20 protein-coding genes are annotated in these 20,571 nt (G+C 53.8%); 13 read left to right on the top strand and 7 right to left on the bottom strand.

The genetic code is table 11. The features are described 5' to 3' along the window. Nucleotides 1-22 precede the first annotated feature (22 nt). Nucleotides 23-295 (bottom strand): hypothetical protein, encoded by a 273-nt coding sequence (locus EDF78_RS07395; RefSeq protein ID WP_095923067.1) that lies wholly within the window; start codon nucleotides 293-295, stop codon nucleotides 23-25. 89 nt (nucleotides 296-384) lie between these two features. Continuing rightward, a complete protein-coding gene (locus EDF78_RS07400; RefSeq protein ID WP_208294465.1) occupies nucleotides 385-1,110 on the bottom strand; it encodes a DUF3053 domain-containing protein in 726 nt (241 codons plus the stop codon). A gap of 131 nt (nucleotides 1,111-1,241) precedes the next feature. Here EDF78_RS07400 and EDF78_RS07405 point away from each other — a divergent pair, with 131 nt between their 5' ends. Then, nucleotides 1,242-2,348 (top strand): DUF1615 domain-containing protein, encoded by a 1,107-nt coding sequence (locus EDF78_RS07405; protein ID WP_133822830.1) that lies wholly within the window; start codon nucleotides 1,242-1,244, stop codon nucleotides 2,346-2,348. Nucleotides 2,349-2,699: 351 nt separating this feature from the next. After that, complete coding sequence (gene cspA, locus EDF78_RS07410) at nucleotides 2,700-2,912, top strand: RNA chaperone/antiterminator CspA (RefSeq protein WP_013574336.1); 213 nt, start codon at nucleotides 2,700-2,702, stop codon at nucleotides 2,910-2,912. A 654-nt stretch (nucleotides 2,913-3,566) separates the two neighbouring features. On the opposite strand, the gene EDF78_RS25575 is transcribed toward cspA, so the two are convergent. Then, nucleotides 3,567-3,704, bottom strand: a complete 138-nt coding sequence (locus tag EDF78_RS25575; protein ID WP_162928551.1) for a hypothetical protein — start codon at nucleotides 3,702-3,704, stop codon at nucleotides 3,567-3,569. A 483-nt stretch (nucleotides 3,705-4,187) separates the two neighbouring features. On the opposite strand from EDF78_RS25575, the gene EDF78_RS07415 reads away from it, so the two are divergent. Then, the gene (locus tag EDF78_RS07415) at nucleotides 4,188-4,943 is read left to right on the top strand and encodes an MFS transporter (protein WP_242675567.1); all 756 of its coding nucleotides are present in this window, start codon (nucleotides 4,188-4,190) and stop codon (nucleotides 4,941-4,943) included. After that, entirely contained in the window at nucleotides 4,936-6,282 is a 1,347-nt protein-coding gene (locus tag EDF78_RS07420; protein ID WP_133822831.1) for an enolase C-terminal domain-like protein, read from the top strand. Before EDF78_RS07415 ends, EDF78_RS07420 begins: the two co-directional genes overlap by 8 nt. A 22-nt stretch (nucleotides 6,283-6,304) precedes the next feature. Here the strand turns inward: EDF78_RS07420 and EDF78_RS07425 are convergent, their stop codons facing one another. Further along, entirely contained in the window at nucleotides 6,305-6,508 is a 204-nt protein-coding gene (locus tag EDF78_RS07425) for a hypothetical protein (protein WP_095923062.1), read from the bottom strand. A gap of 136 nt (nucleotides 6,509-6,644) precedes the next feature. After that, nucleotides 6,645-7,907, bottom strand: coding sequence for an OFA family MFS transporter (locus EDF78_RS07430; RefSeq protein WP_095923061.1), 1,263 nt, complete (start codon nucleotides 7,905-7,907; stop codon nucleotides 6,645-6,647). A 361-nt stretch (nucleotides 7,908-8,268) separates the two neighbouring features. Between EDF78_RS07430 and EDF78_RS07435 the strand changes: the two genes are divergently transcribed. The 6 genes from EDF78_RS07435 to EDF78_RS07460 all read left to right on the top strand — a co-directional run bounded on the left by EDF78_RS07435 (nucleotide 8,269) and on the right by EDF78_RS07460 (nucleotide 14,246). Further along, the gene (locus EDF78_RS07435) at nucleotides 8,269-9,318 is read left to right on the top strand and encodes an iron ABC transporter permease (protein ID WP_119822686.1); all 1,050 of its coding nucleotides are present in this window, start codon (nucleotides 8,269-8,271) and stop codon (nucleotides 9,316-9,318) included. Beyond that, nucleotides 9,315-10,076, top strand: a complete 762-nt coding sequence (locus EDF78_RS07440) for an ABC transporter ATP-binding protein (protein WP_133822832.1) — start codon at nucleotides 9,315-9,317, stop codon at nucleotides 10,074-10,076. Before EDF78_RS07435 ends, EDF78_RS07440 begins: the two co-directional genes overlap by 4 nt. Before the next feature lie 14 nt (nucleotides 10,077-10,090). After that, the gene (locus tag EDF78_RS07445) at nucleotides 10,091-12,223 is read left to right on the top strand and encodes a TonB-dependent receptor (RefSeq protein ID WP_133822833.1); all 2,133 of its coding nucleotides are present in this window, start codon (nucleotides 10,091-10,093) and stop codon (nucleotides 12,221-12,223) included. 18 nt (nucleotides 12,224-12,241) lie between these two features. Continuing rightward, the gene (locus EDF78_RS07450) at nucleotides 12,242-13,255 is read left to right on the top strand and encodes an ABC transporter substrate-binding protein (protein WP_133822834.1); all 1,014 of its coding nucleotides are present in this window, start codon (nucleotides 12,242-12,244) and stop codon (nucleotides 13,253-13,255) included. A 155-nt stretch (nucleotides 13,256-13,410) separates the two neighbouring features. Further along, a complete protein-coding gene (locus tag EDF78_RS25745; RefSeq protein ID WP_133822835.1) occupies nucleotides 13,411-13,641 on the top strand; it encodes a hypothetical protein in 231 nt (76 codons plus the stop codon). A 50-nt stretch (nucleotides 13,642-13,691) separates the two neighbouring features. Then, on the top strand, nucleotides 13,692-14,246 hold the full coding sequence (locus EDF78_RS07460) for a DNA-binding protein (protein ID WP_133822836.1): 555 nt from the start codon (nucleotides 13,692-13,694) through the stop codon (nucleotides 14,244-14,246). Between the two features lie 10 nt (nucleotides 14,247-14,256). Here EDF78_RS07460 and EDF78_RS07465 read toward each other — a convergent pair whose 3' ends face one another. Then, nucleotides 14,257-15,033, bottom strand: a complete 777-nt coding sequence (locus tag EDF78_RS07465) for an alpha/beta hydrolase (RefSeq protein ID WP_095923055.1) — start codon at nucleotides 15,031-15,033, stop codon at nucleotides 14,257-14,259. 195 nt (nucleotides 15,034-15,228) lie between these two features. Here EDF78_RS07465 and EDF78_RS07470 point away from each other — a divergent pair, with 195 nt between their 5' ends. Continuing rightward, nucleotides 15,229-15,627 carry a hypothetical protein gene (locus EDF78_RS07470; RefSeq protein ID WP_229921073.1) on the top strand — a complete coding sequence of 133 codons (399 nt, stop codon included), beginning with the start codon at nucleotides 15,229-15,231 and terminating at the stop codon, nucleotides 15,625-15,627. A 209-nt stretch (nucleotides 15,628-15,836) separates the two neighbouring features. Then, on the top strand, nucleotides 15,837-17,783 hold the full coding sequence (mrdA, locus tag EDF78_RS07475; protein ID WP_131692889.1) for a penicillin-binding protein 2: 1,947 nt from the start codon (nucleotides 15,837-15,839) through the stop codon (nucleotides 17,781-17,783). 13 nt (nucleotides 17,784-17,796) lie between these two features. Here mrdA and EDF78_RS07480 read toward each other — a convergent pair whose 3' ends face one another. Then, nucleotides 17,797-18,564: a hypothetical protein gene (locus tag EDF78_RS07480; RefSeq protein ID WP_133822837.1), complete on the bottom strand. Its 768-nt coding sequence runs from the start codon at nucleotides 18,562-18,564 to the stop codon at nucleotides 17,797-17,799. A 514-nt stretch (nucleotides 18,565-19,078) separates the two neighbouring features. Here EDF78_RS07480 and EDF78_RS07485 point away from each other — a divergent pair. Continuing rightward, a complete protein-coding gene (locus tag EDF78_RS07485) occupies nucleotides 19,079-20,056 on the top strand; it encodes a sensor domain-containing diguanylate cyclase (protein ID WP_133822838.1) in 978 nt (325 codons plus the stop codon). Nucleotides 20,057-20,571 lie beyond the last annotated feature (515 nt).

The raw sequence follows: 20,571 nt of genomic DNA on the forward strand, positions 1-20,571 counted from the left end.
GGCATCGCGCCTGAGCTTTTTTTTAGCGTGAACCCGGCAGCAGGGATTCAGTACATTTGAAGACGTCTTCGCGGAATTTCCGTGATGCGTCGTCCAGATCCGCCTGATTAGCGACATCTGCACGGTTGGCTTCCAGCGCCTGATTGACCGCAATGGTAAACGCATTTTCCTGGCTGGCATTCAGCACGTTGCCCACGCTGCCAAACAGCAGACGCATGGCGGAAATCTGTACCAGCAGTTCACGGTTTACGCGTTCGAGCTGGTCTACGCGTTTGTTCAGGGTATCGTCGTTCATCAGTGTCTCCTTATTGAATTGCCGCACACCATAACAAAAGCGCCGCCGCGAAAAAACCGCCTTTCGCCAGCGGGCGGTTTCCTGCGGATTTATCGCACCATCTGCTGCATCTGGCGGCTGAGTTGCATCAGTTGCGCATTCAGCGGCACCAGTTGCTGCTGGATGGCGTTGTATTTATCCAGCTGCTTCTGGTTGGCAAATTGCAGCCGGTTGCCGGTGATGGTGACATTTTTGCCCTGACTTTTGATAAAGTCGGCCTTCGCCACAATCAGGTTCAGCACCTGCGGCAGGAGATCAAACACCTGTCCGGTGATCTCGGACGGTTTGACGATGGTTTTTTCATACGCCTGATCGTAAACCTTTTTCAGGTCTTCCGGCTGTTTCAGCGCGGCACGCTGGCTGTCGGCCTGCGTTCTCAGTTGCACGATTTTTTCTTTCCATTTCACACTGCTGTCCGCCATTTTCTTCAGATCATCGCGCTGTTCCAGCAGATTGTTCACGCTGTTGACTCCGTTCATGCCGGCAAAAACCGGCACCAGCGAGGAATCCAGTGCAATGTTCATCTGACGATGAAAGCCGGTGATGATGGCGTAATCTTTGCTGTAATCACCCAGCTCTTTTTTCTGGGCTTCAGTCAGTTGCGGGACGGCCAGTACGGGCTTGTTCAGGATCCGCGACTGAAGAAAATCGATAAACGCTTTTCGCTGTGCGGGTTCTTTGTCACCGCAGGCGCTGATAGCGAAAATCATCAGCAACATCATAAAAGGCAGCAGAAAGGCGCGGTTAAAGGCTGAGGTGCGGGGGGCTGAGTGCATAATTTCCTTGTTCCTTTATCTCCATCTTCAGAGTCTTAACCTTAACGCATAAAGATAATTTTTTGCTAGATCGGCATGGCTATCTTCGCTAACGTCACTGTCAGATGCATTCATTCAGGGAACGTATAACTTTGAACCATAAGTCATTTTCGATTAAACAGGCCGCAGCGGTGCTGACGATCCTGATCCTTGCCGGATGTACATCCACGAAAAAAACCGCCACACCGGCTCAAAATCCCCGCGACGTGAAAGCCGATATCGTGCGGCTGTTACCCGCGTCCGCGCCGGATAAGAAGGGCTGGGCCACGGATATCACGGCGGCGTTTACCGCGCAGGACATTCCGGCGACCACGGAAAATATCTGTTCCGTACTGGCGGTGGCGCAGCAGGAATCCAATTTTAACGCCGATGCGCCGGTGCCGGGTCTCGGGAAAATCGCCTGGAAGGAAATCGACCGGCGTGCGGATGCCGTGCATGTGCCGAATTTTCTGGTGCATACGGCACTGCTGCTGAAATCGCCGAACGGAAAATCCTACAGCGAGCGGCTGGATAACGTCAAAACCGAGAAACAGCTGAGCGCCATTTTCGATGATTTCATTGATATGGTGCCGATGGGGCAGACGCTGTTCGGCAACCTGAACCCGGTGCATACCGGCGGCCCGATGCAGGTCAGCATTGCCTTTGCCGAGCAAAATGCCAAAGGCTACCCGTATCACGTTGAGGATTCGATCCGCAACGAAGTGTTCAGCCGTCGCGGCGGGGTCTATTTCGGCGTCAAACATCTGCTGGGTTATCCGGCGAATTACACGCAGCCGTTGTACCGCTTTGCCGATTTTAATGCCGGATGGTATGCCAGCCGCAACGCCGCATTCCAGAGCGCGGTCAGTAAAGTGTCCGGCATTCCGCTGGCGCTGGACGGCGACCTGATTAACTACGGCACCGATAAACCGGGCAGCACCGAACTGGCGGTTCGCACGCTGAGCAAGCGTCTGGACATCAGCCAGTCCGCCATCCGCAAGGCGCTGGAGAAGGGCGAGCAGCTGGAGTTTGAACAGACCAGGCTCTATAAACAGGTCTTTGCGCTGGCGGATAAAACCACCGGCAAACGCCAGCCGCGCGAGATGCTGCCGGGCATCACGCTGGAAAGTCCGAAGATTACCCGCAAGCTGACCACCGCCTGGTTTGCCAAACGGGTGGACGGTCGCCGGGCTGATTGCATGAAAAGGGCGGGAGGATAATTCTTAAAGCCTGCCGGTATCGGGCAGGCTGTTTTCTTTTCATTCTGTCCGCAGCCACCGCCACGGGCGGGCTGTGGCTTATTTCCCTTTGGAATATCATCCGCATAAATATAATTGCGATGAAATAAAAGCTTGCTTAATAAATCCTCCTGTGTGTAAATAGCGTCAACGGTTTGTGGTTAAGACCTATTTATGTAAGACATTTTAGTAAAGCAGTTCCTGGTTCAAGTGATATAGCAAATCCTTTCTCCGACGAATTTCCTTCTCTGATGCATCCATAAGTATTTCAAATAAAAACAGACCTATATTGCCCTATGGCATCATAAAATAAAAACGAAGAAGGTATTTCCTATGTCTAATAAAATGACTGGTTTAGTAAAATGGTTTGACGCTGGTAAAGGTTTCGGTTTCATCTCCCCTGCAGACGGCAGCAAAGACGTGTTCGTTCACTTCTCTGCTATCCAGAGCAATGATTTCAAAACCCTGGACGAAGGTCAGAACGTTGAGTTCACCATCGAAAATGGTCAGAAAGGCCCATCAGCGGGTAACGTTGTCGTTCTGTAATGTCGCCTGATATTGAAGGCAAACACTCTGCAATAGCGAAGATGGGTTAAACCCGGAGCAGCCAGAATAATTGTTTCAATATCGACATTATCAATGACAAAAATAAGCCCTGGCCAACGCCGGGGTTTATTATTTCTACGCTTCTGAATTTATTATCAGGAGCCACAACAGACAAACCGGTTCTCCTTTTTAAATTCCAGCCGTTTTTTCTGTTGTGCAAAGGCCGTGCTCAGGCCGCGTAATGTTGGAGTGTGGGATGGACGCTTACGCCATAATATGACGGCCGGGAAAGCACCGGCACTTCTTCCCTTCATACTTCAAGCCGCAGATGCGTTGGCTGCACTCAGTCACCCGAATCACTTACATAAGTAAGCTCATCGGGATTCCTTCACTTGCCGCCTTCCTGCAACTCGAATTATTCGTGAATAAGCTGTGACTGCTTTCGCCAAATCCCAATCCCAATCCAAATGATGCTTTTGCCGGAAAACAGGCAAAAAAAAGCCCGCACGCGGCGGGCAAATAACAGGGTTCTACAGGGGTATAACACAGGGACTTTACACAGGGACATCACACAACATTTGATGGATTTAAGATAACAAACGCTGTGTATGTTTTTGTCATGGCCCGGTAAGGTTAATCCAGCAGATGTAAGGCTTATTTCTCTGCGTAATGGGAAATCACCTGGTCGATTTTGGCGTCCGCCAATGTAATACCCTTTTGGATCAAAGACTCAGAGCCGATGCTTGCCAGTACGATGACGGCAGCCACCACCATTAATCCTTTCCAGGTCATGATGTAATCCTTGCGTAGTGATCAGTGAATGGCAGCATTATGCGGCGATACCGGATGTATCGCCACCGGGCAGGGGGGAAAACGCGGAAAAAGTGTTATGCGCCTAAATGGCCGACGGTGAAATAGGTCACCAGACCGACGATGACCAGCAGCGCAATGGCGGCTGCGGTGTAGAGCATGATGCGTTTAGGGCTGTAAAATGCCATAAAATATCCTTATTTATCCGTCACAACTCAACGTTGCAGAATCACAGAAGTTCCATCATCAGGGCCATCGCATAGCCGATCCCGACAGAGCCTCCGGCCATGACTAACCAAAATGCTGTTGCTTTCATCTCACACTCCTTGTGCGGGACGGGTTGTCCCATCGATAAGTTTTAAGTCGCAATTATAACAAACATATAATCCATATGGATAAACATGTGCTTTTATTTTAAACAAATCAGCGGAAAGATCCTACCCTGAACTGTGAAGCACCTCGCTAGTGGCGGCATTTTTCCTTGTCTCAACACCGCAGGACGCCAAATGGCTGACGGATGAGGAGAAACTGGCGCTGAGCACGGCACTGAGCACGGAAGCCAGCTCGCGCGATGTGCATACGCAGGGGATGTCGCGCTGGAAGCTGATCACTGACGGCAAAATGGCCTATCTGTGTTTTCTGTTCTTTGTGATGTGTATGACCGGTTACACGCTGGTGTTCTGGCAGCCGGAAATCATTGGCCGCATTCAGGGGCTGTCGCCATTCCAGATCGGTATGCTGAATTCCGTGCCGTGGATTTGCGCCATTATTGCCATCAATATTCTTGGCCGTGTCAGCGACCGTTTCCGGGGAAACCGTGAAACCATTCTGGCGCTGGCGCTGATTGTGGCGGCCATCGGGACCTGTCTGTGCACCTTGGGCAGCCCGTGGTTCGGTCTGTTTGCGCTTTGCGTGGTGTGCATCGGCACCAAATCCAGTGCGGTACTGTTCTGGCCGATCCCGCAGAGTCAGCTGCCGTCCTCCATCGTCGCGCCGGGCATTGCGCTGATCAATTCGCTGGGCAATCTTGGCGGTTTCTTTGCACCGGCGGTGTTTGGTTATCTGCAACAAACCACCGGCAGCACAACGGCGGGGCTGTATATCCTCAGTGGCATTTCGGTTTTCGCTGCCATCACGCTGTTCTTCACCAAAACTCACCGTACGCCAACACAACCTGAATATCACGCCCCGCAGGGAATGGAGACCAAACGTCATGTCTGATACGCCAAAAATTGTCGAAATGCAGGTTATTCCGGTCGCCGGTTATGACAGCATGCTGCTGAACATTGCCGGTGCGCATCACTGCTATTTCACCCGTATTTTACTGGTACTGAAAGACAACGCCGGGCATACCGGTGTGGGCGAGGCACCGGCCACCGGCGTGGTGCTGAAGATCCTCAATGATGCGGTCCCGCATATTGTCGGGCAGGAAATCGGCATCATGAATCAGCTGGTCAGTGATTTGCACAAACGGGATCTGGACGAAAACCGCCAGCCGAAGCCGGTGCTGCCGGGCTTTCGTCCGTGGGATCTCGAGCGGCACCATAATGCGGTCGCGGTGCTGGAAACCGCGCTGCTGGATCTGATGGGGCAGTTTCTCAATCAGCCTGTCGCGCAACTGCTTGGCCCCGGTAAACAGCGCGATGAAGTGCCGGTACTGGGTTATCTGTTTTATATCGCTGACCGGCAGAAAACCGATCTGGATTATCTGCCGGGAAATGCGCAGGCGGGGCAGCATCCGTGGTATCACCTGCGCCATCAGGAAGCCATGAGCCACGACAAGGTCGTGCAGCTGGCAGAAGCCGCGCAGGATAAATACGGTTTTAAGGATTTTAAACTCAAAGGCGGCGTGCAGGCGGGCGAGGTCGAAATCGAAACGGTCAGGGCGCTGAAAAAACGTTTTCCGCAGGCGCGGATCACCGTCGATCCGAATGCCTCCTGGTCGCTGGAACAGGCGATTTCGCTGTGCAAAGACATGCACGGAATTTTGTCTTACGTTGAAGATCCGTGCGGCGCGGAGCAGGGTTTTTCCGGGCGTGAGACGCTGGCGGAATTTAAACGCGCCACCGGATTACCGGTCGCGACCAATATGATTGCCAACGACTGGCGGCAAATGAGCCATGCGCTGCAACTGAATGCCATCGATATTCCGCTGGCCGACCCGCATTACTGGTCGATGCGCGGGGCGAATACTATCGGCACATTATGCAACGCATGGGGGATGACGCTCGGCTGCCATTCGAACAATCACTTTGATGTGTCGCTGGCGATGCTGGCGCATCTCGGGGCGGCCGCACCGGGTGAGATCACGCCGTTTGATACGCACTGGATCTGGCAGGAAGGCCAGCATCTGACCAAAAATCCGTTACAGATTAAAGAGGGCAAACTGGCGCTGAACGGGCTGCCGGGGCTGGGTGTCGAGCTGGATATGGACGCCGTCGGCATTGCCCATCAGCGTTACAACAACCTGCGGCAAAAAGATCGCGATGATGCGGTTGCTATGCAGTATCTGATCCGCGGCTGGGCATTTGACGGTAAGCGCGCCACGCTGGTGCGCTGACGGGGCTTGTTTCAGGGATTTTTTATTTCAGATAATCGCTGCTGGCGGTCAGTTTATTGTGCGCGCTGGCATCGATCGTCGTCGAAGGGCGGGTACTGCTTTCGCTGGCTTTACGGTTCAGTTCAGAAGCCACTTCCTGTGCGCTGGAAGGGTAAGCCTGAGCGAAACTGTTAAAGGTGGTCATGGCGATCATCATGCCAAAAAGCGCGAGGGTGGTGCGTTTCATTTTACGGGTGTCCGGTCTGTTCACATTCTGTCATAGGTTTTGCGTGATTCAGCGGCCGATGTTAACTGCTTTATACATAAGAAACGGGAGCTAATTGTGCTCCCGTTCATCATTTATTCTGCGCTCAGCTGCTGTATTACACGTGCTGGAGCGTATTATGACCTGCTTCTGATTTATTCGGTAAGCGAATCGTGGCAGAAAGAACCAATGACACAATCAATAATACAGTGATGATGCTGAAGGTCACCGCAAAGCCACCGAACAGGGACGCGACCAGGGACGCGAAGATGCTGCCGATACCGAAGCCGAGATACAGCAGACCGTAGTTTTTGGTCATGTTGTTCAGGCCGAAGAAGTCGCTGACCAGTGAAGGGTAGACGGTGATGGTGCCGCCGAAACTGAAGGCGACGCAGGCCACGGAGAGGAAGAACATCATTTCATTCATCTGCGTGAACAGCATCAGGCTCATACCGGCCAGTGACACAATCTGCGCGATAGAAATCACGCGGATACGCTGCATTTTGTCGGACAGCACACCCAGCACCAGACGGCCACTCAGGTTGGCAATCGCAATCACGGTCACGGCATTGGCGGCGGTCAGGGCATCCAGTTTGACCAGGCTCTGGCCGATATCTTTCGCCACACCAATCACATACAAACCACTCATGCAGGCGGTCAGGAACATCAGCGCCAGCATCCAGTATTGCGGTGCGCGGATGGCTTCGGCCAGCGTGAAATCACGGCTGTCATTGCTGTTGTCATTCAGGCTGTTTTCTTCACGGGTGACATTCGCATTCGCCGCGGAATTTTCCTGTTTCGGCGCATCTTTCATCATCAGCGCCCCGGCAATCACCATCACCATCGCCACACCGCCCCAGATCATAAAGGTATTTTGCAGACCTTCTGTCGCCAGCAGATGACCACAGACGAATTTGAATAACAGGCTGCCGAGACCGTACGCCCCGATAGAACAGGCGGAGATCAGACCTTTGCGTTCAGGGAACCATTTCACGCAGTTGGTGAGGGTCAGCAGATACCCGGCACCGTCCGCCAGACCGACCAGCACACCGGCGCTGATGTACAGCATGATGACGTTATCGGAATGAGCGGTCAGCGCGAAACCCGCCGCCATCAGCAGACCGGCGGCGATAGTGACGGTACGCACACCGAAACGTTCCTGAAGTTTACCCGCCACGGAAGAGGCCAGCGCCAGACACAGGCTGAGGATACCGAAGGTCAGCGCGACGCGGCTGATGGGCTCACCGAGTTTCTCGGATAACTGACCGTTAAACAGGCTCCAGGTATAAACAGAACCCAGAGCAAGCTGAGTAAGAATGGTTCCGACCAGTGTCAGCCAGCGGGTACGGTTGTAATTCTGCATGCCAGATGTGTCGCTCATAGTGGGTTCTCCCGGGCGAAGTAGATTCAATTAACTGTGGCTATGATAAGTCTGCTGAATGAGGCCGGCGCATTTGCGGAGTGAGTTGCATGAGTTGCGGAATGAAATGCATCCAGTGAGGTATGAGTCGCCATTTTCGGGTCAAAAACAGCGCGAAATTGGACTTAAAACACCGCTGCAGCCCTTGCGGGGCGCGGGTTTTAGTTGATCTGGATCACTAATCCGTCATTTAGTTTTTTCGGGCCAGCTTACAAATTTTGTTACAAAGGTTTCGTTGTATCATTTGGTACATAACGTTGTGCTCACAGACATTTGGTCGTACCCTTCCGGCACTCCTCATTTTTACTTTTAGTGCGCATTCATGACTCTTTCTGCGGAACCGGCGCCTGCGTCACCGTTTCAACGCGCCCGGTTTCTGACGCCCCGCCGGTGTTTTATTCTCAGCCTGCTGCTGTTGCTGGGCGGAATAATGATTTCACTGACCCTTGGCCGGTATCCGGTTTCATTTGCGGCGCTGATACGTTTCGTCGGTGCCGACGCGTCTTCGCCCCAATACGCTCTGCTGCATAACATCCTGATTGATTCGCGCCTGCCGCGTATTCTGGCTGCCGTGCTGGTCGGCGCCGGGCTGTCGGTATCCGGTGCGGCCTATCAGGCGGTGTTCCGCAATCCGCTGGTGTCGCCGGGGTTACTCGGGGTGCTGAGCGGCTGCGCATTCGGTGCGGCATTGAGTATCGTGGCAGGGCTGAACGGGTTGTGGATCCCCGCGCTGGCCTGCGTGGCGGGATTGCTGGCGGTCGCCCTCGGCGTCGGTATCGCCAGCCTGTTTGCCTCGCCGTCGGTTCTGATGCTGATCCTCGGTGGGATCATCAGCAATGCGGTGTTTACCGGGTTGTTATCGGTCGTGAAATACGTGGCCGATCCGCAGGATCAGTTGCCCGCGATTGTCTACTGGATGCTGGGCAGTCTGAGCGCGGTAGATAATCATGCGCTGCTGCTGACCGCGCCGGTGCTGGCGGTGGCGATTGTGCTGCTGGCCGTACTCGGGCGGGTGCTGGATGTCATGACGCTCAGCGAAGATGAAGCTTACAGCCTCGGCGTGCCGGTCCGCTTTTACCGCTACGGCATTATTGTGCTGGCGACGCTGATTTCCGCCCTGACGGTCAGTCTCGCCGGGATGGTCGGCTGGGTCGGTTTACTGATCCCGCATCTGACCCGTCTGCTGACCGGCGCCAGTAACGTCTGGCTGTTGCCGGTATCGGTGTGTCTCGGCGGCTGTTTTCTGCTGTTGTGTGACGGGCTGGCGCGCACGCTGGCGCCGGGCGAAATTCCGCTGGGCATCATTACCGAACTGCTGGGCGCACTGGCCTTTATCGCGTTGCTGAAAACCGTGCGGCGGGGTTGGGCATGATCCTTTCTGTTGAAAACCTTTCATACCGGATCGGGCAACGTACGGTGCTCGATAACCTGTCTTTCGGGCTTGAGGCCGGAGAATGCGTGGCGTTGCTCGGTGCCAACGGTGCCGGAAAAAGCACGCTGCTGAAACTGTTGCTGCGGCTGATTAAACCGGCCAGCGGTCACATCGAACTGGCGGGTGTTGCACTGGAAAGCCTGACACGCCGCGATATTGCCCGTCATATTGCCTGGGTGCCGCAACACCATCAGCCGCATTTTCCGTTCACCGCCTGGCAGGTGGTGATGCAGGGAAGATTGCCGGTCACCGGCCTGATGCGCAGCCCGACGCCGCAGGATATCACCCGCGTGGAGCAGGCATTTGACGACAACGGCATCGCACATTTATCTGCCCGCATTTATACCGACCTTTCCGGCGGTGAGCGCCAGCGCGTGCTGATCACCCGGGCGCTGGTGCAGGACACGCCGCTGATCCTGCTCGATGAGCCGGTGAATGGCCTCGATTACGGCCATCAGCTGCATTTGCTCGCCCAGCTAAAAAAACTCGCCTCGGAAGGCTACACACTGCTGATGATCACGCATCAGCCCGAACATGCACTGATGGCCGCAAGCCGGGCTTTGGTGCTGCACGAAAGTCGGCTGATCGCCGATGGCGCGCCGTCAGAAGTGGTAGACAGCGCGTTGATTTCCCGCATTTATCAGGCACAGGTAGAACAAATCGATCTGAACAGCGGGCACCGTTTTTTTATTCCTTAAGGGACTGAACACAAATGCAAAGTAAAATAACTGCGCCGCTTATGGCTGGCGCGTGCGGACTTCTGTTGTCTGCAGGTTCTGCACTGGCCGCAGACACCTCCGACACCATCACGGTTAACGCCAGTGCGAAAAATAGCGATACCGCAGCCGGTGATCCGTCAGCCTCCGGTACGCAAAGCGCAAGTATGGGCGTGCTGGGCAAGCGTGATGTGCTCAACACACCGTATTCCGTGCATGCCGTGCCGGAAAGTATCATTACCCGTCAGCAGGTAAAAAGCGTCAAAGACGTATACAAATATCTGCCGTCGGTACAAGGTGACGGCGCGCGTCCGCAGACCCGTGGGATCCAGGGCAGCGTGGTGCAAAACTCGATGATCGACGGTCTGAATGTGGTGTCGACCACCGATTATCCGGCGGAGCAGTTTCAGAAAATTGAAGTGCTGAACGGACTGGCGGGGTCGCTCTACGGCCCGGCAAACCCGGCGGGGATGTTTAACTTTGTCTCGAAACGTCCGGGTTACACGACTAAAAACAGCCTGACGTTGGGCATGGGCACCGGCATGTCTGGCCTTGGGGCGCTGGATCTCAGCGGGGCGCTGGACAGCGGCGAGCGGGTGCGTTATCGCCTGAATCTGCTCAACGATCAGGGCGGAAGTTATACCTCCGGCAGCAGTAAAAAACGCCAGCTCGCCAGCCTGGCACTGGATTTTCAGCTGACCGACCAGACCGTGCTGGAAACCAATTTCAGCTATTACCGTTATGTGACGAAAGGTCTGCCGGGGACTTTTGCGCTGGCCAGCGGTGTGGCCTTCCCGAAAGCCATGAACCCGACACAGCGTAATCTGGGGCAAAGTTATGCCGGTGATGACAATCACACCAGCACCTACAGCGCGCACCTCAAACATGATTTCGATGGCAACTGGCAGTCGGATATCGGCTTCCTGCATCAGGTGGCCGACCGTCAGTCCACGGCGGTGACGAATACGCTGGTCAACAATAAAGGCGACTACAAAACCACGGTCTCCAGCGCCACCGCGACGCGTTTTGTCATCAACAGCTATATGGCCAACCTGAACGGCACGGTGAATACCGGCGGGCTGCAACATGATTTGTCCTTCGGCATGCGCGGTTTTGTGTGGAAAAACTACAACCCGATCCACGGCGGCACCGCCACATTAGGCACGGGCAATATCAACGATCTGCAGCATTTTGCCGAGCCGGATTTCCCGGATTTCTCTGACCGTTATCACTCGGCGACCAGCACCCAGCAGGCGTTCTCGGTGGGCGATACGCTGACCTTCTCGCCGAAATGGAGTCTGTTGCTGGCCGGTAGCGAAAGCTTCCTGACCTCGGCGAATTACGCGAAAACCCGTCAGCGTACCAGCGATTCCAATGACAGCGGATTTAGCGGTTCGGCCAGCCTGATGTACAAACCGGTCGAGAACCTGACGCTGTACACCACTTACGCCGACAGCCTGCAACAGGGCGACACCGCACCGGCAGGCGCGACAAACGCCGGACAGATCACCTCGCCGTACCGCAGCAAACAGATTGAAGTCGGCAGCAAATTGCGCGTCGGTCAGGCGAATCTTTCTGCGGCCTTGTTCCAGATCGATCGCCCGTTTGCCTACACGCTGGAAAACGGCGAATTCGCTAACGACGGCAATCAGCGCAACCGCGGGCTGGAGCTGATGGCGGATGGCAACGTCAGCCGTGACGTGCACATTTTTGGCGGCGTGACTTTCCTCGATCCGAAACTGCGCGATACGGCGTCGGCGTCCTCCGATAACAAACAGATCGTTGGTTTGTCCCGTGTCACTGCCAATCTGCTGACCGTCTGGAGCCTGCCGCAGGTCGAAGGGCTGGATCTGGATGCCAACGTCCATTACGTCGGCAAACGCCCGACAGACAATGCCAACGACAACTGGGTCGGCAGCTATGCGGTATTTGATGCGGGCAGCAGTTACCGCACGCGTCTGTTTAATACCAACACCACCTTCCGCTTTGATCTGACCAACCTGACCAACCGCCATTACTGGACCAACATTGTGCCCGGCGGTCTGAACGGTTACAGCGGGGCGGGCAATGCGTCAGCGCAACTCGGCGCGCCACGCATGGCGCAGGTATCGATGCAGCTTGAGTTTTAAGTCCCCGGAGAAATAGAAATGAAATTACCGACAGGTTTGATTCTGGCGGGCGTACTGAGTCTGTTCAGCCTGAGCAGTGTCAGCGCAACCCGCGAAGTGACGGATGATGCGGGTAAGCAGGTGATCCTGCCTGCCAGAGTGGCGCGGATCGCCGATGCCTGGTACGCGCATCATTCATTACTGATGACGCTGGGCGCGGGGAAAAACATCGTCGCCACGGTGAATCATCCCGAAAGCCAGCCATGGATGTTTCACATTCAGCCGTCGCTGAATCAGGCGCTGTCGGTAAAAGGCACCACGTTTAATGCCGAAAGTTTGCTGGCGCAGAACGTGGATGTGGTGTTTGTCAGCGCCGGTAATCGCGATGCAGTCGCGCTGCGTCAGGCCGGTCTGCCGGTGGTCGAAATGAAGTTCACCGATTTTGATTCCATGACGCGTTCCCTGCGCACCACCGCGCAGGTGCTGGGCACGCCGCAGGCCGAAAAACGGGCAGAGGATTACATTCATTATCTGGATGATCATTTGCAGGTGATTGCCGCGAAAACCGCCAGCCTCACTGCGCAGCAGCGTCCGCGAGTGCTGCATATTCAGTCGCTGAATCCGCTGAAAGTCGACGGCAGCGACACGCTGATCGACCAGTGGATCCGTGCCGCCGGTGGACGCAATGCCGCCGACGGGCTGAAAGGCAATATGCAGGCGGTTTCCGCTGAGCAACTGCTGGTATGGCAACCGGATGTGATCATTCTGGCTGCCAGCGCCGGAGATATCGCGACCTCCGCCTACGCCAGCCAGTTTGCATTGCTCGACGCGGTGAAACAGGGCCGCGTGTGGCGCAATCCGGCGGGGGTGTTCCCGTGGGACCGGTATGGCACCGAAACCGCATTACAAATTCAGTGGGCTGCGCAGAAACTGCATCCGGCACTTTTTCCGGATCTGAATATGGTGCAAACCACGCAAGATTTTTACCGCCGGTTCTTTGATTATCCGCTGACGCCAGCCGAGGCGGAGAAGATTCTGGCGGGGAGCTTCTGAGAGCAGCAACGGGCGAAATATTTATTTGTTCAGATGTCGTTTTTTGAAGGTTTCCATACCTGACGCGGAGTTACACTTTCGGCGTGCATGAGGATGTATGCATGCTGGTGTTGACGGATGTCAACGAGAGGATATACTACAGCAACAGGAGGCCAATGAAGGCACATCCTAATAAGCATATTCACGCAGCCATTGAATATGCGATGTCTGAAGGCTGGCATTTTGTCAGCGGCGGCGGCAGTTCACACTGCTTTGGTCGGCTCCGGTGCGGAACCTCTGCTCATCGAGAACATATGATGAGCATCTGGTCTACTCCCCGGAATCCGGAAAAGCACGCTGCGCAAATTATCAGAAGGGTAGAACATTGCTCACCTGATAAGACATAACACCAGGGCGGGAAACCGCCTTTTCTGCCCTGACTGAATAAGGAGATTCTTTGCCACTCTATCACTTCATGCTGACGCTTTCCGGTGTCACGTCGGATACCGAAATGCTGGAAGACGCGCTCTGGGAGAGCGGCTGCGATGATGCACTGATCGCTTTTTATGGCACGTCGGTTTATCTCGAGTTTGACCGGGAGGGTACTTCATTCGCTAACGCCATTATGACGGCTGTCCGTGATATTGAATCCGCAGGTCTGAATGCCCGGGTTGAATCGGTAGATTCTGTGTTCGTCGGGCTCAGTGATATTGCCGGACTGGCCGGGCTGACCCGCCAGTCCGTCGCCTTATTGAAAGAGGGGGCAAGAGGGCCGCGTAATTTCCCCACCCCCGTTCAGCGGCTCAAAGGGAATTCCCCCCTCTGGCGCTGGAAGGATGTGGCGGACTGGCTGGTGAGAGAAGGGCGACTGGCAAACGACGCCCCTCAGGTGCAAAACGCAGTCATACTGGAGAATATCAATCTGGCGCTGCAATTACGTTCAGTGTCCGATGCCAGACAAGTCAGGGACTTTCTGCACTTGCTTGAGCATCAGGAAGAGATCACTGGTTGAGGATCCCGGCCTACAAGGCTGCCGTATTCAGCGCGGCATTGATGGCGGCTGCCAAACCGGTCGGGTTTTCCCACATCATCGAATGACCGGCCTGCGGCACGATGGCGGTCTGAATGCCATGTTGTGGCAGAACGGCGACATCCGGTTCCGGCAGTGAAAACTCACCGAATAATACGGTGGCGGGCATTTCCAGCTGATAGAGCTGTTCGCGCCATGACACGGCGTCGCCATTGACCAGTCCGACCGCCTGACGGTGGATCGCCAGTGGCGAGGCGATGCCCATACATCCCGCCCAGATATGATCGTTACCGCGAACTGCGACCTTAATCAGATGCGCATGACCTTCTCGCAGGTAATCAGCTTCTGAGTATTGCGTGACGGCACGGCTGAATACGCCGCCTCCGGCATCCAGATTCGGCTCGGCGACAATCAGCCGCTGGATCAGATCCGGCCGCTGCGCCGCCACCATAATGGCAATACTGCCGCCCATGCTGTGGCCGAACAGGTTGACCTGCGGCACGCCGAGACTGTCCAGCCAGGCAATGACGCAGTCAGTGTGTGCCTGCAGGCTGTAGCTGAAATCATCGGGTTTATCGCTGTAGCCTGAACCGGCGAAATCCAGCAGGTATGAACGACGCGGACGCAGTGATGCATCGGTCGCTACGCGCGGAAAATCGCAGGAAGCCGCACATCCCAGACCGTGCAGAAACACCAGCGGAACGCCCAGCCCTGACAACTCATGGAAACGTAAATGTATTTCCGTCCCCGGTACTTTGAACGATTTCATCTCAATCCTTTGTTAACGGCTTAAGTGCAATCTGCGGATTATAGGCAGGATTTTTCTTAGTGGCAGTACAAAAACTGAGTAAACAGACGTCACGGGATGGGATATATCATTTGCGCGATGCAATTTAAGTTAAGTTATTCAGTAGATGAATATTTTTTCTTCCGGACTCTTTCTATCAGCCCGACAAGTGATAGCATGGAACTCTTGCTCACTTTATGGATTTATCTGATGGTCAGGTTAGGCAGTTTTGTGGCGGTTACCCTGGTGCTGGCGTCCTTTTCAGCATCTGCTGTCACTCAGTATCAATGTGTATTAACGCACCACACGCAGTCTGATGATGGCAACGATGTGTCCGAAGTCGTCAATAAAAATGCACCGGTCTATGACGCGGGTAATACTTTCAGTTTTTCACCGGATGGCAGCAAAATGGTCACCAGCCCGGAACTGACGGATATCATCGGCAAAGATAATCAGCCGATGAAAGCCGGTGCGCAAGATAACCTGATGTATATTCACGTCAAAGACAGTTTTGTGGTCGCTACCCAGACCGAAGGCTATGTCTACGGTGAGTGCAAAGTGAATACCGCGAAGTAAAAATGTGAGCCTCCCGCATTTTCTGTATCAGGGGCGTTGAGCCAGTCCGCAACGCCCTGCAATAAATAGAAACACTCCTGCCACTTCATTAGCACACTTCTTATAGTCGCCTGTTGCACGACGGGCTATCCTTGCGCACTTTTCCAGTCCTCACGTTATTCCATTTTCGCCCGCTTTAAGAAGCAGACAATAAAGGTATTTGCCCGCTTATGGCCTTACTTAACGACGAAATCCGCGACCATACCGCCGAGTCCGTCCTTTTCGTTCGTCGCGCCGTGATCGCATTTTTGGTTGTGGTGTTATTGTCTGCCGCCCTGGTGTTCAATCTGTACCACCTGCAGGTGGGAATGCATGATTTTTACCAGACCCGCTCGAATCAGAACGACATCAAAATGCTGCCGATCGCCCCAAGTCGCGGGCTGATCATGGATCGCAACGGGGTGGTGCTGGCGCAAAATATCACGCTGTATCAGATCCAGGTGATCCCCGGCAAAGTGCCTGATCTTAATGCGACACTGAAGGCACTGACGCCGATTGTCGATCTGACACCCGACGATCTGACCAGTTTCCACGACGCCATGATCCACGGCCGTCGCTTCGCGCAAATCCCGCTGAAACTGGCGCTGACTGATGTCGAAGTCGCGCGTTTTTCCGTCAATCAGTTTGATTTCCCCGGCGTATCCATCAGCACTTATCAGCAGCGCCGCTATCCGTACGGCGCGGAACTGGCGCATGTGGTGGGGTACGTTTCCAAGATCAACGATAAAGATGCTAAACGTCTCGATGCGGAAGGCATTTCAGAAAACTATGCCGCCGACCACGACATCGGCAAACAGGGCGTTGAAAAGTATTATGAAAATATCCTGCATGGCCGCACCGGCTATCAGGAAGTGGAAGTGGATAACCATGGCCATGTGGTGCGCTTACTGAAAGAAGTGCCGCCGCAGGCCGGGCAGAATATCTATCTGACGCTGGATCTCGGTTTGCAGCAGTACATCGAAAAAGTGCTGAAAGGCCAGCGCGCCGCCGTGGTGGTGATGGATCCGCGCGACGGCGGCATTAAAGCCATGGTCTCCAGCCCGAGCTATGATCCGAACCCGTTTGTGAACGGGATTTCCAGCAAGCAATATAGTGCGTTACTGAAAAACCCGGATCTGCCGCTGATCAACCGTGTGACGCAGGGGCTGTATCCTCCGGCCTCCACGGTGAAACCGTTTATGGCGACATCAGCACTGTTTGAAGGCGTGATAACACCGCAAACATCGTTCTTTGGCGCGCCAACCTGGACGCTGCCGGGCACCCAGCGCCATTACCGCGACTGGCTGAAAACCGGTCACGGCATGCTGAATGTCACCAAAGCCATTGAAGAATCCGCTGATACATTCTTCTATCAGGTGGCTTATGAAATGGGCATTGACCGTATTCATACGTGGCTGAGCAAATTTGGTTACGGGCAATCAACCGGTATTGATCTCGATGAGCAATATAACGGTGTGCTGCCGAGTCGTGAATGGAAACTGAAGGTACATAAAAAGGGCTGGTATCAGGGCGATACGGTGTCTGTCGGTATCGGTCAGGGCTACTGGGTGGCGACGCCAATTCAGATGGTGCGTGCGCTCAGTGCGCTGGTGAATAACGGTAAGCTGGAAACGCCCCATCTGCTTTATTCAGCAAAAAGCGGCAAAGTGATTACGCCATATAAAATGCCGCCGACGCAGCAAATAGCGGATCCGAAATCGCCAATCTGGGGGATTGTGAAAAACGGCATGTTTGGCATGGCCAATTTCCCGAATGGTACCGGCTATAAATTATTCCACACCGCGCCTTATCAGATTGCGGCGAAATCCGGCACCTCGCAGGTTTTCAGCCTGCGTGAGAATCAGGTTTATAACGCTAAAATGACGCCGGTTCGCTTACGTGACCACATCTTCTACACGGCGTTTGCGCCTTACAAACATCCGACGGTGGTGATGGCGCTGATCATGGAAAATGGCGGCGGCGATGGTGTGGTGGCCGGGCCGACCGCGCGGGCGATCCTCGACCATATTTTCCTGCCGCCGCAGGCGGTGATGTGTGATCCGGCCAAAGCGGATAATCCGGCAGACTGTGAACAACCGGTGCCGGCGCCAAATTCACTCGGTTTCAGTGAGCATTGATCCGGGCGCGGGATCAGAGCATTTCAAAGGGCACGTTGTTGAGCCGGGCAACGTGTTTTCCAATCTCTTCCGTGGTCTTCATGTGACCAGCAGAGACCTTACTGTAGTCAGGAAACGGCACATCATCGACGCCTAACACTCTCGTCACCCGGATGCTTTGAGTTGCGGGGAGCCCGGCATAGAGATTCAGACCCGGGCGGCCGATAATCAGTATTTCATTGTGGGTATATTCACGACGGATCGCTTTATCTTGTGTCATGAGCGCAGCGGGGGTCAAAAGTTGCTGATAGCCACCCTCGCATCTGAAGCCATTTACTCCTACTCCGGTCCGAATGCAGTCCACAAGTTCATAGGGGTCGATCAGCCGCCCCTGGGGGTGACCTCCTTCCCGTCCGGCATGGTTCATAAACGACACGTCACGCGGGAATGTCCCGAGAATATTTTGTCGGGGAACGTCAAGAACCAGCGCGATGTTGTGATACATCCCTGTGTAACGAGAAGACTGTGTCGTGAATTTTTTAATATCGTTTAAATCAACCAATGATGTGCTGAAGACATCCCAACTATTAAACAGGGAGGCTGCGTCCTGACGGCAGAACGGGCTTTCGTGCCGTTTAATGGTATGGACCAAAATATGGCGCTCAGGCAGTACGGCCCAGCTTTGTAGTGTGGCTGCTTTTTGCTTATCCCACACTTTTCTTCTATTTAACCACTTATCCCGCTCAGCTAAATACATTGCACGCGTGTAAGATGATGGTTTTTTTTTTTTGAAAAAGGGCATGATTTACATCCTGTAAATGTGCGTGTTGCTATTGTTTTGGGGAAGTAAAATGAAGCGATAACGGTTCTAAAATATATCATGTTGATATTATTAATATAGTTAATAACATATTAAGAATAAGCAGAAGGGAAGCCTGTTCCCTTGACTGTCGGAGCAGTGGATTGCCTTGCAGGAGGCCGGAAGGGGGATAAATGGTTTTACCTTTTCTCCGAAAAGCATTTTTCACTTTACAGATTTCTTTGTTGAGATGTGCCATCTTAAGCGGACTGGCGAGATTCAGAGCGCTTAAAAATATTATTGATAATAAAATTCCTAACACAAACATATACAAAACTTGCGGTGGGCGCCCATCCAGTACAATTTTTTTGCTATTGTTTTTGTTCGCTAATATAAAGGGTAAAAATCTCCAAACGCTCTCTTTATTTTTTTATTTGAATCCGGGAAATCTGTTTCACCTGACGACTGGCATCTTGCAGTCTGAAGTAGGGTGAAGCATGAAATATGAGGTCCGTGAATGAAAACGCCAGAAATCCCCGCTGACGAGGCGAAACGCATCCATGCGCTGCGTGCCTATAATTTACTTGATACGCTGCCCGAAGAGCGTTTTGACCGCCTGACGCGTCTGGCAAGACGCCTGTTCGATGTGCCTATCGCGCTGGTTTCACTGGTGGATGTTAACCGCCAGTGGTTTAAATCCTGTCAGGGGCTGGCCGCCACCGAGACGTCCAGAGACGTTTCATTCTGCGCCCACGCCATTTTGCAGGATGACATTCTGCTGGTCCCCAACACCCTCAGTGACGAACGTTTTTATGACAACCCGCTGGTGACCGGCGATCCGGGGATTCGTTTTTACGCTGGTTGTCCGCTGATTGTGCCCAACGGCAGTTCCCTCGGCACCTTGTGCCTGATTGACGTTAAGCCCCGCGACATGGGCGATGACGAACGCCAGCTTTTGCGCGATTTAGCCAAAATGGCAGAACAGGAGATCGGTGCCCTGCAGATGGCGACGATGGATGAACTGACGCTGGTGGCCAACCGTCGGGGCTTTGAGGCTCAGGCGCAACAGGCGCTGACGGCCTGCCAGAAGCTGGGCGTACCGGCCACCATGCTGTTTTTTGATCTCAATGATTTCAAAGGTATTAACGATCAGTTTGGTCATGCTGAAGGCGACCGGGCGCTGACTGTTTTTGCCGGTATTCTCAGCGGTTTGTTGCGGGAAACCGATGTCGTCGGCCGCCTGGGCGGTGATGAATTTGTCGCGCTGCTGACCAATGCCAGCCATCTTGAGGCGGCAGAGATTATGCAGCGTCTGCATGAGGCAGTCGTGGCGTGGAATCTGCTTGAGCAGCGCGGATACAACATTAAATTCAGCGTCGGGCAGACGGAATATGACAGCGGGAAACATGCCTCTGTTCAGGCGTTACTGGCGGATTCCGATCAGGCGATGTACAGCCATAAACAGCTGAGCAAAAAGACCGTCATTAATCACTGATGCCGGTGTGTCATAAATTGGCGACAATCGCGCCTGGCGTTGTCGCCAATTGGCGACATATAAGTTACTGATAATTAAAGATTGTGATTACCGTGGCCGGGAGTGTTGCGATATGGCGACAGTGTGGGTGTTTTTTCGTCGCCAGAAACGCGTCGCGCAGAGAATCTCATTGCGGAAATTATATTTAAATCCTTTATATTCATTCAGTTGATGTTTTTGTTTAAAAGTTGGCACGCATCCTGCTAGAATGGGGCAGTTGCTCATTCACCTGATTATGATTGGCTCACGCGAAAGCGTTGATATGCTCATAATGTCCGAATGACGCCAAAGAAACGGTGCCTATCGTTCACCAGACCGATAATCGTTGCGCAAGCACGTTATCAAGCATCGAACGACACGTTGAGTGAGGCACCACCTCTTCCGGCCTGCTGAATTTTCTGAAGAAGTTTCAGCAGGCCAACCCCTCCCGGCTTTCGCCCATCAAATCGCTTTCAATTCCCACTCCGAGACTGGCT

Origin of the sequence: Rahnella sp. BIGb0236 (genome assembly GCF_004364755.1) — a bacterium.
Lineage (GTDB): Bacteria > Pseudomonadota > Gammaproteobacteria > Enterobacterales > Enterobacteriaceae > Rahnella > Rahnella victoriana.